This window comes from Sinomonas sp. R1AF57 (genome assembly GCF_002224485.1).
Lineage (GTDB): Bacteria > Actinomycetota > Actinomycetes > Actinomycetales > Micrococcaceae > Sinomonas > Sinomonas flava.
Map to the genome: position 1 here is coordinate 3,875,434 of NZ_CP022463.1, position 13,617 is coordinate 3,889,050.

General features: G+C 72.9%; 13 protein-coding genes. 8 read left to right on the forward strand and 5 right to left on the reverse strand.

Features of this window, described 5'->3' with window-relative positions; all coding sequences use genetic code 11:
• Positions 1-190: 190 nt before the first annotated feature.
• A complete protein-coding gene (locus CGQ25_RS17930) occupies positions 191-1,510 on the forward strand; it encodes an MFS transporter (RefSeq protein ID WP_208713182.1) in 1,320 nt (439 codons plus the stop codon).
• A 97-nt stretch (positions 1,511-1,607) separates the two neighbouring features.
• Here CGQ25_RS17930 and CGQ25_RS17935 read toward each other — a convergent pair whose 3' ends face one another.
• Positions 1,608-3,125 (reverse strand): MFS transporter, encoded by a 1,518-nt coding sequence (locus CGQ25_RS17935; RefSeq protein ID WP_255405440.1) that lies wholly within the window; start codon positions 3,123-3,125, stop codon positions 1,608-1,610.
• On the reverse strand, positions 3,122-4,141 hold the full coding sequence (locus CGQ25_RS17940; protein ID WP_255405441.1) for an MBL fold metallo-hydrolase: 1,020 nt from the start codon (positions 4,139-4,141) through the stop codon (positions 3,122-3,124). The genes CGQ25_RS17935 and CGQ25_RS17940 overlap by 4 nt, the downstream gene beginning before the upstream one ends.
• Positions 4,142-4,299: 158 nt before the next feature.
• Between CGQ25_RS17940 and CGQ25_RS17945 the strand changes: the two genes are divergently transcribed.
• Complete coding sequence (locus CGQ25_RS17945) at positions 4,300-4,782, forward strand: cupin domain-containing protein (protein ID WP_208711147.1); 483 nt, start codon at positions 4,300-4,302, stop codon at positions 4,780-4,782.
• A 14-nt stretch (positions 4,783-4,796) separates the two neighbouring features.
• Complete coding sequence (locus CGQ25_RS17950; RefSeq protein ID WP_255405442.1) at positions 4,797-5,531, forward strand: S9 family peptidase; 735 nt, start codon at positions 4,797-4,799, stop codon at positions 5,529-5,531.
• Between the two features lie 10 nt (positions 5,532-5,541).
• Here the strand turns inward: CGQ25_RS17950 and CGQ25_RS17955 are convergent, their stop codons facing one another.
• Positions 5,542-6,363 (reverse strand): PaaX family transcriptional regulator C-terminal domain-containing protein, encoded by an 822-nt coding sequence (locus CGQ25_RS17955; protein WP_208711148.1) that lies wholly within the window; start codon positions 6,361-6,363, stop codon positions 5,542-5,544.
• A gap of 71 nt (positions 6,364-6,434) precedes the next feature.
• Positions 6,435-7,232, reverse strand: a complete 798-nt coding sequence (locus CGQ25_RS17960) for a coniferyl-alcohol dehydrogenase (protein WP_208711149.1) — start codon at positions 7,230-7,232, stop codon at positions 6,435-6,437.
• A 189-nt stretch (positions 7,233-7,421) separates the two neighbouring features.
• Between CGQ25_RS17960 and CGQ25_RS17965 the strand changes: the two genes are divergently transcribed.
• Together CGQ25_RS17965 and CGQ25_RS17970 are read left to right on the forward strand one after the other, a co-directional pair.
• Positions 7,422-8,843, forward strand: a complete 1,422-nt coding sequence (locus tag CGQ25_RS17965) for an aldehyde dehydrogenase family protein (RefSeq protein WP_208711150.1) — start codon at positions 7,422-7,424, stop codon at positions 8,841-8,843.
• A 14-nt stretch (positions 8,844-8,857) separates the two neighbouring features.
• Positions 8,858-9,793, forward strand: a complete 936-nt coding sequence (locus CGQ25_RS17970; RefSeq protein ID WP_208711151.1) for an MBL fold metallo-hydrolase — start codon at positions 8,858-8,860, stop codon at positions 9,791-9,793.
• Here the strand turns inward: CGQ25_RS17970 and CGQ25_RS17975 are convergent.
• On the reverse strand, positions 9,735-10,196 hold the full coding sequence (locus CGQ25_RS17975; RefSeq protein ID WP_208711152.1) for a response regulator: 462 nt from the start codon (positions 10,194-10,196) through the stop codon (positions 9,735-9,737). The two genes, CGQ25_RS17970 and CGQ25_RS17975, sit on opposite strands and share 59 nt — an antisense overlap.
• Before the next feature lie 267 nt (positions 10,197-10,463).
• On the opposite strand from CGQ25_RS17975, the gene CGQ25_RS17980 reads away from it, so the two are divergent.
• The 3 genes from CGQ25_RS17980 to CGQ25_RS17990 all read left to right on the forward strand — a co-directional run bounded on the left by CGQ25_RS17980 (position 10,464) and on the right by CGQ25_RS17990 (position 13,604).
• Positions 10,464-11,225 (forward strand): IclR family transcriptional regulator, encoded by a 762-nt coding sequence (locus CGQ25_RS17980; RefSeq protein WP_208711153.1) that lies wholly within the window; start codon positions 10,464-10,466, stop codon positions 11,223-11,225.
• Positions 11,226-11,388: 163 nt separating this feature from the next.
• On the forward strand, positions 11,389-12,381 hold the full coding sequence (locus CGQ25_RS17985; RefSeq protein WP_255405445.1) for a PDR/VanB family oxidoreductase: 993 nt from the start codon (positions 11,389-11,391) through the stop codon (positions 12,379-12,381).
• Between the two features lie 17 nt (positions 12,382-12,398).
• Complete coding sequence (locus tag CGQ25_RS17990; RefSeq protein ID WP_208711154.1) at positions 12,399-13,604, forward strand: cytochrome P450; 1,206 nt, start codon at positions 12,399-12,401, stop codon at positions 13,602-13,604.
• Positions 13,605-13,617 lie beyond the last annotated feature (13 nt).

A 13,617-nucleotide genomic window follows, 5' to 3' on the forward strand; every position in this document is an offset into this window, starting at 1 on the left:
CGGTGCACGATGTCACTTATGCACGGTGGAAGCGGCTCTTGATGTGGCAATTTGTTTGACCGACTCGGCCGCCCTGCCAGATGCCGCCGCTGCGCGCTAGCCTCGTAGGGTGACTGAGGGGGCCCGGACTCCTCCGGCGGGCGCGGCCGCCGAGCACGCGCCCGGTGGCGCGCACCCGCCGTCGGACGGGATGCGCGTCTTCGTCGCCCTGCTCGCCAACACGATGGTCGCGAACGTCACGACAAGCTACCTCTGGTTCGCCCTCACCTTCTGGGTCTACCTCGAGACGCGGTCCGTGCTGGCCACCGGGATCGTGGGCGGCGCGTACATGCTGCTGGTCGCGGTGTTCGCGATGTACTTCGGGACGATGGTCGACCGTCACCGGAAGCACCGCGTCATGGTGCTCTCGAGCGTCGTCCCGCTCGGGGCGTTCCTCGTGGCCGCCGCGGTCTACCTGCTCCAGCCCGAGTCCGCGATCGTGGACCTCGGCGGGATGTGGTTCTGGATCTTCTCAGGCGTCATCCTGCTCGGCTCAGTCGTGGAGCAGCTGCGCAACATCGCGCTCTCGACGACGGTGACCCTCCTGGTGCCGGTGGAGCGGCATGCGAACGCCAACGGCATGGTGGGCACCGTCCAGGGGCTGGCGTTCATCACGACGAGCGTGTTCAGCGGGCTCTCGGTCGGCCTGCTGGGGATGGGGTGGACGCTGGCGATCGCCGTTGCCCTCACGCTCGTCACGCTCGTGCACCTGATGTTCGTGCGTATCCCCGAAGAGAAGCCGGCCCCGGAGGGAGGGAAGGCGCCTTCGGTGGACATCCGCGGCAGCCTCGCCGCCATCCGCGGGGTGCCCGGGCTCTTCGCCCTGATCCTGTTCACGACCTTCAACAACCTCATCGGCGGCGTCTACATGGCGCTCATGGACCCGTACGGGCTGACGCTGTTCTCGGTGGAGCTCTGGGGCCTCGTCCTGGGCGTGACGTCCACGGGGTTCCTCATCGGGGGCGCGGCCATCGCGAAGTTCGGGCTGGGCAGGAACCCGGTGCGCACCATGCTGCTCATGGTCGTCGCCATGGGCCTCCTCGGCGCTCTCTTCACCATCCGCGAGTGGTGGTGGGTCTACGCGCTCGGCATCTTCGCCTACATGATGCTCATCCCCGCCGTCGAGGCCTCCGAGCAGACTGTGATCCAGCGGGTCGTCCCGTACCGGCGGCAGGGCCGGGTCTTCGGATTCGCCTCCGCGTTCGAGGCCGCGGCAGCGCCGATCACCTCGTTTCTCATCGCGCCCGTCGCCCAGTTCTGGATCATCCCGTACATGGCATCCGACGGCGGCCGGCAGGCGTGGGGGTGGCTGCTCGGCGAGGGTCAGGCCAGGGGGATCGCCCTCGTCTTCCTGGCCAGCGGGCTCCTGCTCACGGCGCTCGCGGTGATGGCCTTCGGCACCCGCTCCTACCGGCTCATCTCGCGCGAGTACCAGCGGCCGCCGACGCCCGCGCCCGAGCCGGGACCCTGAGCGCCGCTGCCGCTGGAAGCCCCCGTTCCGGACGTCTCCTGCATGAGCCGCGCGGCGTCCGGAACGGGGGCACATTCCTATGCGGGTCCAGCCGGGCCTACCCGCTGAACGCGAACCGCTCCTGGAGCCGCGTGCCCGTCCGGTCGGGGTTGAGCAGGAGGACACTGAGCGCCCCCACGAGGACGAGGTACACCCCGATGGCCCAGAAGGAGGTGTCCATGCCCGCCCCCAGCCGGGCGATCATCTCCGCCGACTCCTTGACGCCCTTCGGTGCCGGGACGTAGCCGGCCGCATCCATGAGGCCGCCCACCATCGCCGGGGCCACTACGCCGCCGAGCGAGGCGAGGCCGGTGAGGGTGGCCATGACCGCGGCCCGCTGCTTGGAGCTGACGCAGAAGGCCACGGCGGTCGGGGCGAGCGGGTAGATCATCGCGAGGCCCGCGCCGACGGTCACGACGGCGATGGCGGCCGCCCCCTGCAGGCCCGGGAGGAGCAGGAAGCACACGCCGGAGACCAGGAGCGTCCCGCCGAACAGTGCCCCGAGCGCCCAGCGGACCGTGACCCCGCGGCGCATGAGGAACCGCGAGGCGTACCCGAGCGCCAGGAGCGCGAGCGCGCCCACGATCCACGGCAGGGTCGAGAGCGCCCCGATTGCCTCGGGGGAGACCGCCACGATCGAGGAGAGGTACTTCGGCGACCACGTCGTGAGGAAGCCCTGCGCCCAGAAGCAGCCCGCACCGGCGAGGACCGCGACCGCGAACATCCGCGTGCCCAGGATCCGTCGGATCGGCACGATTCCGAGCGCGTCCGCCCGGTCCGCGATGCTCCCCGACGTGCCACGCGGGGATCCCGCCGCGGTAGCGGTCCCGCCCCCCGCCCCGCCAGCCCGCGTCTCCGGCGAGGAGGCGGACGACGGCACGTCCCCGCCGTCGTGCGCGGACAGGCCCGGGTGCGCGGCGGCGGTGCCGCGGCGCCGGGCCGTGTGGCTGAACGGCCCGTCCCGGCCCACGAGCAGCCAGGCCAGGGACCAGACCAGTCCGAGGACTCCGAGGAAGCCGAACGCCCAGCGCCATCCGAGCTCGGGGTGCGCGATGATCCAGGCGAGCACGGGGGCGGCGATGATGGGCCCGAGCGTCGAGCCGGCGGCGACGAGGCTGCTGGGCAGGCCCCGCTCGGCCGGCGCGAACCAGCCGTGCACGTGCTGGAGCGTGATGGGGGTGGCCGGGCCCTCGGCTGCGCCGAGCATGATGCGGGTGACGAGCAGGACCGCGGCCCCGCCGCCGGCCAGCATCGGGAACTGGATGACGGCCCACGCTACGCCCATGCTGAGCAGGAGCCACTTCGTCGGGACCCGGGCTGCGACGAACCCGACCACGACGGCCGAGATTGCGAAGAGGAAGAAGAACGAGCTGCCGATCATCCCGAACTCGCCGGCGGTGAGGCCGAGCTCGCGGATCGCCGGGTCGGCCACGAGGCCAAGGACGGCCTTGTCCGCGAAGTTGATGATCTGGAACACCACGAGCAGGCCCGTCACCAGCCACGCGCGCCGGTTCATACGGCCGTTCGCGATCGCCCCGCGCAGGGTGTGGTCGGCGACCTGCTGCGGGGCGCTCACGCGTTGCTCCCGGCGAGCTCGTGGCGGACGACGCCGGCCGCCTCGCCTTGGGTGCCGACGCGGAAGACGTCGTTGTCCTCGGCAATCCGGACCGGCCCCGCAAAGTCGGCGCGGGCGCCGGCCAGGATGGCCGCGAGGTCCGCCGCGCCGGGCGTGTTCGGGACGATGTGGTGCAGGACGAGCTCGCCCACTCCCGCGCCGGCGGCCACCTTGCCGACGTCGCTGTAGGGGGTGTGGGACTCGCGCAGGTGCACCTCGATGCCTGCGCGGGCAGGGCCGTCGGGGAAGGTCGCGAGGATGGAGTCCAGGTCGATGACTTCGTGCAGGAGGAGGTCGGCGCCCCGTGCGAGGCGCACGAGGTTCGGCGACGGCGCGGTGTCGCCGGAGACCACGACCGAGCCGTAGCGCGAGTCGACGCGGAAGGCGAAGGCCGGGTAGCAGAGCCGGTGGTCCACGAGGGCCGCGGTGATGCTCACCAGCTCGTCGCGGTACACCTCGAACGGCTCCGTCTCGGGATGCCGCGTGGCCTCGTCGGCGCCGGCACCGCCCGGCACGGCGATGTCCTCGGCGAGGATCCACGCGCGCGGGTCGCCCCGGCGCTCGTCCTCGCGCCGCACGGCGACGTCGGAGGCGAACACGGTGCCCAGGAGCGCCTCGACGATCTCGGTGGTCGCTGAGGTGGTGCGCCCTTCGGTCCCGACGGAGGCCGGGCCGGGGCCGAGGACCCGCACCGGGCGGGAGAACGACTCGCCCGGCACCTCCCAGCCCGTCACGAGGTAGGCGCCGAGGTCGTACAGGTGGTCCGAATGGTGGTGGGTCAGGAGGACGGCGCGGAGGGCGGCCCAGGACGAGTGGGAGCGGTAGTTGCGGATGCTGCCCATCCCGGCGTCGATGACGTAGGTGGCGCCGTCGACGGTGACGGCGGTGGAGGTTCCGGCGCGGCTGGAGGAGACGATGGGGCCGCCGCCGGTGCCGAGGGCGTGGACGGTCATGCCGGGGGTGGGGGGAGAGGTCATGGCGTGGCCTTTCTTCGGGTCTGGGGGTGTGAGCAGTCCGCTGGCCAGCGTGTGACGAACACCATATACAGCATTTTTGGCGATCGCAATGGGTATTGCATAAGCGTGCGGGGGCGTGCCATGCTGGCCGGACCTTCCACCGACGAAAGGAACAGGCAATGGAGCCGACGAGCCAGGAGATCATCCTCGGAGACCTTCCCAAGGGCATCACGCTCGCGAGCGAGGCCATGGGCAACAAGACGTGGAACGTCCTCGGGCACACGTACCTGGCCAAGGTCGAGTCCGCCACCAGCTTCGCCTGGCTGTCCCTCGACCCCACCGGGACCGGCGTTCCGCCGCACGTGCACCCGACCCAGGACGAGCACATCTACGTCCTCGAGGGGACGTACACGCTGTACCTCGACGGGGAGTGGACCACGGCAGGGCCCGGCGACACGGTCCGCATGCCCAAGGGCCTCCCGCACGCCTACTACAACAAGGGCGAGACCCCCGGGAAGTCGCTCTTCTGGGTCAGCCCGGCCGGCCAGCTCAGCAGGCTCTTCGACGAGCTGCACAACCTCGACGACCCCCAGGAGGTCGTGCGCCTCTCGGCCCTGCGCGACGTGGACTTCCTCCCGCCGGGCTCCGTCCCGGGCGCCTGAGGCGGGGCAGCCGCGTGAACCGGCCCGACGGCGTCGTGCGCTACGGCGCCCACCCCGACCAGCGCGTCGAGCTCTACGACCCTGCCGAGGGCAGCCAGCCCCGCGGGGTGGCGCTCCTGGTCCACGGCGGCTACTGGCGCGAGCGCTTTACGCTCGGGCTCATGCGGGGGCTCGCCGCGGATCTCGTGGCGCGCGGGTGGGCGGTGGCGAACGTGGAGTACCGGCGCGGCGCCTCGGGCCCATGGCCCGCGCCGGACGACGACGTCCGGGCCGCCGCCGTCGCAGTCGCCGCGAGCGCGTGGCGCTGGAACTGGGGCGGCCCGCTGGTCGGAATCGGGCACTCCGTGGGCGGCCAGCTCGTGCTGCTCGCCTCGGGGGAGCTCGACAGTGCGGTCGCCCTTGCACCGGTGACCGACGCTGGGCGGGTGTGGGCCGAGGGCCTGGGCGACGGCGCGGCCGCCGAGTTCTTCGGAGCGGGACCGGCGGAGCTCCCGGGCGTGTACGCAGAGGCCTCGCCGATCCGCCGGCTGCCCCCGGGATGCCCCGTCCTCGCCGTGCACGGCGACGCCGACGACCGCGTGCCGCTCGCGCACTCCGTCGACTATGTGCGCGCGGCCTCGGGCGCGGGCGGAAGCCCCGTCGGCCTGCTCGAGGTGCCGGGCCTGACCCATCTGGGTGCCATCGACCCCGCGGCGTCCCACTGGGAGGCGGTGGTCGGCTGGATGGCGGGGGCCGCCGTCGTGCGCTGAGCGCCGGGGATCAGGCGGCCTCGAGGGCCCGCCGGGCGTGCCGTCCCGCGGGGCCGGCCAGCTGCGCGTGCAGGCGCAGGAACGCCGCCTTCGCTCGGGGCGCCTTCCAGCCCTCGGGCAGGTACTCGAGCGGGATGTTCGGATCGCGGTAGGGGAACCGGCGCCAGCGCGTGAGCATGGGCACGTAGGCGGCGAACGCGGCCAGATCGGCCTCCGGGCCGTCCGGCGAGGGGGCCTCGAGGTGCTCGTAGTCGCCGATGAACGCGGCATACTGCTCGTCCAGGGCGCCCAGGTCCCACCACTGCCCGACCTTCGCCCGGATGTCCGCGCCCGTGAGGTACTCCCCGGCGAAGCACTCGGTGTAGCCGTCGAGGCCCCGCGCCGCGAGGCGCTCCCTTGCCTGGTCGAGGACGGTCCGCGGCGCTATCGCGACCCCGGCGGCAACGAACCCGAAGCCCAGGCTCGCGAGCTCGCTGCGCAGCTCGTAGCGGCGGTTGCGCTCCGCCTCCGGCACGGAGAAGACGATGAGGGACCACGGGTCCCCCGGGACGGAGCGCATGGGAGCGAAGATGCGCTCGTCGTCGGCGCGGAACAGGTCCAGGACGTCGGGGGAGAGGGCGTAGAGGCTCGTGCCACCGGCGCGGCGCTGGTCCAGGACCCCCTTGCCCTTCAGGCGGGAGACTGTGGCGCGCGCCGCCTGCCCGTCCACGCCCACCCCGTCGAGCAGCCGCACGAGCCCGGCCACGGGCAGTTCGCCGGTGCGCGGGTCAGCGTAGAGGCCGTAGAGGGTGACCACGAGCTCCTGGACGAGCGGGGTCGGGCGCGGCGGCATCTTCTTCCTCAGGACGGCGGCGGGGTCCCTGCCATCCTAGGTCCGGCCGCGGCGCCCGGCGCGCCGGCCGCTCAGGCGGGCTGCGCCGCGGCCTCGGTGAAGCGGTGGGCGCCGAGGCCGCCGTCCACCCGGACGTCGCTGCCGTTGACCCACCGGGCGGCGTCGGAGGCGAGGAAGACGACCACGTCGGCCACCGCCTCGGGCGTGGCGGCGCCGCCGGTCAGGCTGATGGCACCCTCGACCTTGTCCGTGCCGTGGTCGCGCTTGAAGTCGTCCAGGATCGGAGTGCTGACCGGGCCGGGGCTCACGGAGTTCACGCGGACGCGCCCGAGGGACGCCGCCGCCTGGGCCTGGGCGAGGACCCGCACGCACTCCTTCGAGAAGCGGTACGAGTTGCCGGTGACCTCGGCGTCGTCCTCGACAGAGGCGAGGGCCTCGGCGTCGTCCGCGTGGGAGAGGAATGCGCGGAGCTGCGGGACGCGGGCGGCCCAGCCGTCCGCGACGTTCGAGGCGAGGTGCACCACGGACCCGCCCTCCGCGATGGAGGGCAGCAGGGCGTCGGTGAGGGCGCGCAGGCCGAGCACGTTCACGCCTAGCACGGTCCGCCACGGCGCGGTGCCCGGCACGCCGGCGATGTTGGCGAGGTGATCGATCCTCGGGGCCAGGGCGCGGACCTCCTCTGCCGCCGCGGCGGCTCCCGCCGAGGTCGAGAGGTCTGCGCGCACGAAGTCGCGGGCGCCGTCGGGAACGTTGCGGTCCACCCCGATCACCCGCGCCCCGAGACGGGCGAAGGCTGCTGCGGTCGCGGCCCCGATGCCCGAGGCGGCTCCGGTGACGACGACGGTGCGGCCGGCGAGGTTCGGCTCCATGGGTCCTCCTGCTGAAGAGTGGCTGATGTCTCTCCCACCACTCTTGGGTCCCGCGATGTGACGGGCAACGCGCCCTTTCCACTGGATGGAGAGACTGCGTTGTCCGTCCCCGGCGTGCCGGGCCACGCTGGGAACCAGATCCGAGACCCGGCGCCCCACCGGCGCCCGGCCCGCCGAAAGGGACATCGCATGACAACGACGTACGAGGTGTTCGACCCCGCCACGCTGGAGCCGGTCGGCACCGCGCCCCTGCACGCCGAGGCGGACGTCGACCGCGCCGTCGGGCGGGCCGTCGCCGCCGGCCCGCGCTGGGCCGCCGACCGCGATGCCCGCCGCGCCGCCCTGCGCGGCGCCGCCGCGGCCCTGCGGGCGAAGGCGCCCGGGATCGGCCGCACCCTCTCGCTCGAGCAGGGCAAGGTGCTGCGCGAGGCCGTCGGCGAGGTCCTCGTTGCCGCGGACGTGTTCGACTATTACGCGAGCCTGGAATGGGACGAGCAGGAGTCCCTGCCCGAGCGCGGCGGCCGGCGGCTCACCGTCCAGCGCCGCCCGGTCGGCGTCGTCGCCGCCATCACCCCGTGGAACTTCCCGATCTCCCTCCTGAGCGTCAAGCTCGCCCCCGCACTCGCGGCCGGCTGCACCGTCATCGCCAAGCCGTCGCCCACCACCCCGCTCTCCACGATCGCGCTCGTGGACGCCGTCGCGGAGTTCGTCCCGGATGGGGTGGTCCAGTGGCTCACCGGACGGCGCGCCGTCAACCGTGCGCTCAGCGAGCACCCGAAGGTCCGCAAGATCTCCTTCACGGGCTCCACCGAGGTGGGCGCCGCGATCGCGGCCCAGGCCGCCCCGACGGTCAAGCGCGTCACGCTCGAGCTCGGCGGCAACGACCCCGCCATCGTCCTGCCCGACGCCGACGCGGCGTTCACCGCGGCGGGGATCGTCGGCTCGGCGTTCCGCAACGCCGGGCAGGTCTGCATGGCGGTCAAGCGCGTGTTCGTGCCCGCCGAGCGGGAGGCCGAGTTCGTGGAGGCGATCGCTGCGGAGGCGGCCAAGCTCGTCCTCGGCCACGGCGTCGCGGAGGGCACCACCATGGGCCCGATGCACAGCCGGTCCCAGCTCGAGCTCGTCCAGGGCCTGGTGCGGGACGCGCTCGACGGCGGCGCGAGGCTCGCCTCGGGCGGCGGCCGGGGGACCTCCCTGCCGGGGTACTTCCTCGAGCCGACCGTCGTGGCCGGCGCTGCGTTCGATACCGCCCTGGTCGCAGGGGAGCAGTTCGGCGCGGCCCTGCCCGTGGTCGCCTACACGGACCTCGACCGGCTCCTCGAGGGCCTCAACGGCCAGGAGTTCGGCCTCGGCGCCTCCCTGTGGACGCCTGACCTGGACCGCGCCGACGAGCTGGCCGGCCGGATCGAGGCAGGCACGGTCTGGGTCAACCAGCACACGCAGGTGGAGCTGGACGCCCCATTCGGCGGCTGGAAGGCGTCCGGCGTGGGGCGCGAGCGCGGCCCGTTCGGGCTCGAGCCCTACCTCGAGCTGCGCACTGTGAATGCCCGCAGCCACACCGCCCCGAGCCCCACCCCCGCGGCAGCTTCCGCCGCTGTGACGGCCCGCTGATTCGGAGGACCCGCATGCACCCCGCGAACAGCCCGGCACCCGCCGGCCTCGACGTCATCACCTTGGGCACCGCGGCCGGGCCCGCGATCCGCAGCGGAGCCCCCGGCATCGCCACCGCAATCGTGGTCGACGGCGCCCACTACCTCGTCGACTTCGGCCTCGGCTGCACCCGCCAGGCCAACGCCGCCGGCCTCCGCGGCCAGGACCTGCGGGCCGCGTTCATCACCCACCTCCACTCGGACCACGTGGGCGAACTGCCCGCCTACCTGCTGTGGAACTGGGGCAGGCCCGTGGACGGCTTCACCCGCGACGTCCCCGTCTACGGGCCCGGGCCGCAGACGAGCGAGATGGTCTCCCACCTCCTCGCCGCATTCGACTACGACATCGCCATCCGCATCGTCGACGAGGGGCGCCCCGACCTGCGGCGCATCGTGCGCCCCGTGGACATCGAGCTCCCCGCGGACGCCGCGGGCGGCGGCCCTGGCTCCACCCCGGCCATGCGGCCGTTCGAGGTGTACACGGACGAGAACGTGACGGTCACGGCCATCCTCGTCGAGCACCCGCCGGTGTTCCCGGCCTTCGCGTTCCGCTTCGACACCCGCTACGGCTCGGTCGTCATCTCGGGGGACACCACCGAGTGCGAGAACGTCGCGACCCTCGCCGCGGGCGCGGACCTGCTCATCCACGAGGCGGTCAACCTCGCCTACTTCGCGGCCCGGGACTTCTCGCCGGAGTTCCTCAACCACCAGCAGGTCTCCCACACCACCCCCGCCGGGGTCGGGCGCGTGGCCCGGGCGGCCGGCGTCGGGCACGTGGTCCTGTCCCATCTGGCCGGGGTGGCCACCGACGAGGAGTGGGCGGCCGGCGTGGCCGCGGAGTTCTCCGGGCCGATCACCGTGGCCCAGCCGGGCCAGCGCTTCGTCCCGGGACGCATCCCGGCCCGGAGCTGACCCGGACGGAAGGCTCCGTGCAGGCGGCGCGGCGGACCGCGTCCGGGAGGCCGTGGTTCCTGATCTGCCGCAGCACGAAGGCAGAGGCGCCGGCCTCCATGGCCGCACCGTAGGCCCGGTGGTCGAAGAAGCTGGCGAGGATGACGCAGCGCGTGCCTGGGCTCGTCCGCCTGACCTCCCTGCACAGGGCGATCCCGTTACCGTCGGGGACCGTGAGGTCCAGCACCGCGACGCGGGGACCCAGGACGGGAATCGAGCGCGCGGCGTCCGAGGCCGAGGAGCTCTCCCCGACGATCTTCATGCCCTCGTCCTGCAGGAGCTCCGCGAGCCGGCGCCGGAGCGGGACGAGGGCGGCCAGGAGGAACACCGTCAGGGGGTCGTGCGGGGCTGGTGCGGGGGCCATCGGCGGGTTTCCCTACGTCATCGGGCTGTCCGCGGACCGTCCCTGGGGAGCAGGGAGCCTTGGGCGCGGAACTGCGTGTGCTCGCCGCTTCCTGACTCCCCCGACACTAGCGGAGCGCACCGGCGCGCCTCAGAGGCGAAGGACCCGGTGCCGCCGGCTTCCCACGTGGCCTCGCCACCACAGGCCCCCCGTCCGGCCGGCCGTGGCACAGGTATCGTGAAGGGGGCGCACGGCACGGTGCCGTGTGCCTCGTCGGCGAGGTGGGCAGTGGCAGGTCATACGAAGGCCGCCGGGAAGTCCGTGACGTCACGGGCGCTGAACGTGCTGGGCGCGTTCGACCAGGAGAATCCGGTCCTCGGTCTCTCCGAGATCGCCCGTCGCTCTGGCACGCCCGTGGCCACGTGCCACCGCCTGCTGGGCGAGCTCACGGAGTGGGGCGCCCTGGCCAAGACCACCGACGGCCGGTACCAGATCGGCTACCGCCTGTGGACGCTCGGCATGCTTGCCCCCGTCCAGAAGGGCCTGCGCGAGGTCGCGGCCCCGTACATGCATGACGTCCTCTTCGCGACCCGCCACGTGGTGAACCTGTTCGTCCTCGAAGACGCCCGCGCGCTGCTCCTGGAGCGCATTGCGGGCACCGCCGTGGGGCAGCCTGTGGCGCGTGTGGGGGAGCGGCTGCTCCTCCACACGAGCGCGGGCGGGAAGGTCCTGCTCGCCTATGCGCCGGTGTCCGTCCTCGAGCAGGCGTTCGCCGAGCTGAAGCAGGAGACACGGCACAGCATCACCGACCCGGCCAAGCTCCAGCGCGAGATCGTGAAGATCCGCGAGCAGGGCTACGCCACCACCGTCGAGGAGCACGCCCTCGGAACCTCCGGCCTCGCCGTGCCCGTCTTCGGCGCCGGCGGACGAGTGATCGCTGCCCTCGGCGCCGTCGGCATCGGGGCCACGCCGCCGCCCGTGGCGCGCACGCTCCCGGCCCTCCAGGTGGCCGCGAAGGCGATCGGCAGGACGCTGGGCGCCACCGGCTGAGGCGCCCGACCGAGGCTCCGAAGGGATGGACAAGCCGGCTGACGCTGCTTTTCCATCCAGCGGTAAAGGCCGCGTGATCCGGACCACGCAGCGGACTTAAGGTCTTGGAGAAGGCGCGGCGATGGAGGGCATCCTCCACCCGCATCAGCGAAAGGACATCCCGATGACGGCACAGGCCGAGGCAGACATGGAGCACCTCCTGCCGGTCTCCGCGACGCTGGACGCGCTCGTCGCCGAACGCCGTGAGGCGGCCGACGGCGTCGCCCACCTCACGCTCCGCCCCGCGGACGGCAGCCTGTTCCCCGCGTGGGAAGCCGGAGCGCACATCGACCTGCACCTCCCCGGGCACACGCGCCAGTACTCGATCTGCTCCTCGCCGGCCAACCGTGCGAGCCTCGAGATCGCCGTCCTGCGCGAGCCCGAGTCCCGCGGCGGCTCAGCGTACGTCCACGAGGAGCTCACCCCGGGCACCCGGGTCGTCGTCGGCGGCCCGCGCAACAACTTCTCCCTCGCCCCCTCGCGCAAGTACCTCTTCATCGCGGGCGGGATCGGCATCACGCCGATGCTCGCGATGATCGAGGCGGCCGAGCAGGCAGGCAAGGAGTGGCGCCTCGCCTACGGCGGCCGCAGCCTCGCGACCATGGCCTTCGCGCAGGGGCTCCTGGAGGCCTACGGACCCGAGCGGGTGCTGCTCTTCCCGTCGGAGGAGTCCGGCCGGCTGGACCTCGAGGCACTCCTCGGCGTTCCGCGGGCCCTCACCCTCGTCTACGCGTGCGGCCCCCAGCGCCTCCTCGACGCCATCGAGGACTACTGCCTCGGCTGGCCCGCCGGCGCCCTGCACCTCGAGCGCTTCGCCGCGGCCCCGGGCGCCAGCGGGTCCGCGGGCCCGTTCGAGGTCGAGCTGAGCCGTACCGGCCGTGTCGTCGAGGTCGCCGCGGACCGCACCGTCCTCGACGCCGTCGAGGAGGCCGGAGTGCGCGTCCTCTCCTCGTGCCGCCAAGGGGTCTGCGGCACGTGCGAGATCCCCGTCCTCGCCGGCGAGGTGGACCACCGCGACGCAATCCTCAGCCCCGAGGACCGGGCCCGCAGCGCCACGATGATGGTCTGCGTCTCCCGCGCCGCCTCCGGCTGCAGCCGCCTCACCCTCGACCTCTGAGACCTACGGAGAACACGATGTCGCTTCTGACACACCGCGAGGCGCCGATCCTCGACGCGGATCCCTTCGCCCCCGAGAACCTCGTGGGCCGCTACGCCCTCCACGAGACCCTGCGCGAGGCCGGCCCCGTGGTCTACCTCGAGAAGTACGGCGTCTACGCCGTCACGCACTTCGACCCCGTCCGCGAGGTCCTCATGGACTTCGAGACCTACTGCTCCTCCGGCGGAGTCGGGCCGAAGGACATCCGCAAGCAGGCCGAGTGGCGACCTGCCGGCATCCTCGAGTCGGACCCGCCCACCCACACGGCGATGCGGCGGGGCCTGTCGAAGGTCATCCACCCCGGCTCGGTCCGGGACCTGGCCGCAGGCTTCACCCCGCCCGCGGAGAGCCTCGCCGAATCGCTCGTCACCCGCGGTTCGTTCGACGCCGTGACAGACCTCGCGCAGGTCTACCCGCTGCGCGTCTTCCCCGACGCCGTCGGCATCCCCGACTCAGGACGGGAGAACCTCCTGCCCTACGGCAGCATGGCCTTCAACGCGTTCGGCCCGCGCAACGAGATCTACGAGCGTGCCTTCGTCGGTGCCGAGTCCGTGGCCGCCTGGGTCGAGTGGGCGTGCGCCCGCGGAAGCCTCATGCCCGGGGGGTTCGGGGAGAAGATCTGGGAGCAGGCCGACCTCGGCAACATCACCGACCAGGAAGCCTCGCTGCTCGTGCGGGCCCTGCTCTCCGCCGGCGTCGACACTACGGTGGCCGGCATCGGCAACACGCTCCTCTGCCTGGCCCGCGAGCCCGAGCAGTGGGCGCGGCTGCGCCGCGAGCCGCACCTGGTGAAGTTCGCCGTCGACGAGGCGCTGCGCCTCGAGTCGCCGTTCCAGATGTTCCACCGCACCGCAACCGTGGACTCCGAGCTCGTCGGGGTGCGCATCCCGGCCGACTCCAAGATCCTGCTCTTCCTCGGTGCCGCCAACCGCGACCCCCGGCGGTGGGGCGACACGGCGTCGGACTTCGACCTGGACCGCAACGCGACCGGGCACGTCGCCTTCGGCATGGGACTGCACCAGTGCATCGGGCAGCCCATCGCCCGCCTCGAGATCGAACTGGTCCTCAAGGCACTCGTGGCGCGGGCCGCCACCCTCGAGCTCGACGGCGATCCCGTCCAGGAGCTCCACAACACCCTCCACTTCTTCACCTCCATCCCCCTCAAGGTCTCCGCTGCTGCGTGAGCCGGTTCTACGA

Coding starts and splice junctions, on each gene's coding strand:
- CGQ25_RS17930 (WP_208713182.1), top strand. CDS start 191: ATGCGCGTCTTCGTCGCCCTGCTCGCCAACACGATGGTCGCGAACGTC.
- CGQ25_RS17940 (WP_255405441.1), bottom strand. CDS start 4,141: ATGACCTCTCCCCCCACCCCCGGCATGACCGTCCACGCCCTCGGCACC.
- CGQ25_RS17945 (WP_208711147.1), top strand. CDS start 4,300: ATGGAGCCGACGAGCCAGGAGATCATCCTCGGAGACCTTCCCAAGGGC.
- CGQ25_RS17955 (WP_208711148.1), bottom strand. CDS start 6,363: ATGCCGCCGCGCCCGACCCCGCTCGTCCAGGAGCTCGTGGTCACCCTC.
- CGQ25_RS17960 (WP_208711149.1), bottom strand. CDS start 7,232: ATGGAGCCGAACCTCGCCGGCCGCACCGTCGTCGTCACCGGAGCCGCC.
- CGQ25_RS17965 (WP_208711150.1), top strand. CDS start 7,422: ATGACAACGACGTACGAGGTGTTCGACCCCGCCACGCTGGAGCCGGTC.
- CGQ25_RS17970 (WP_208711151.1), top strand. CDS start 8,858: ATGCACCCCGCGAACAGCCCGGCACCCGCCGGCCTCGACGTCATCACC.
- CGQ25_RS17975 (WP_208711152.1), bottom strand. CDS start 10,196: ATGGCCCCCGCACCAGCCCCGCACGACCCCCTGACGGTGTTCCTCCTG.
- CGQ25_RS17985 (WP_255405445.1), top strand. CDS start 11,389: ATGACGGCACAGGCCGAGGCAGACATGGAGCACCTCCTGCCGGTCTCC.
- CGQ25_RS17990 (WP_208711154.1), top strand. CDS start 12,399: ATGTCGCTTCTGACACACCGCGAGGCGCCGATCCTCGACGCGGATCCC.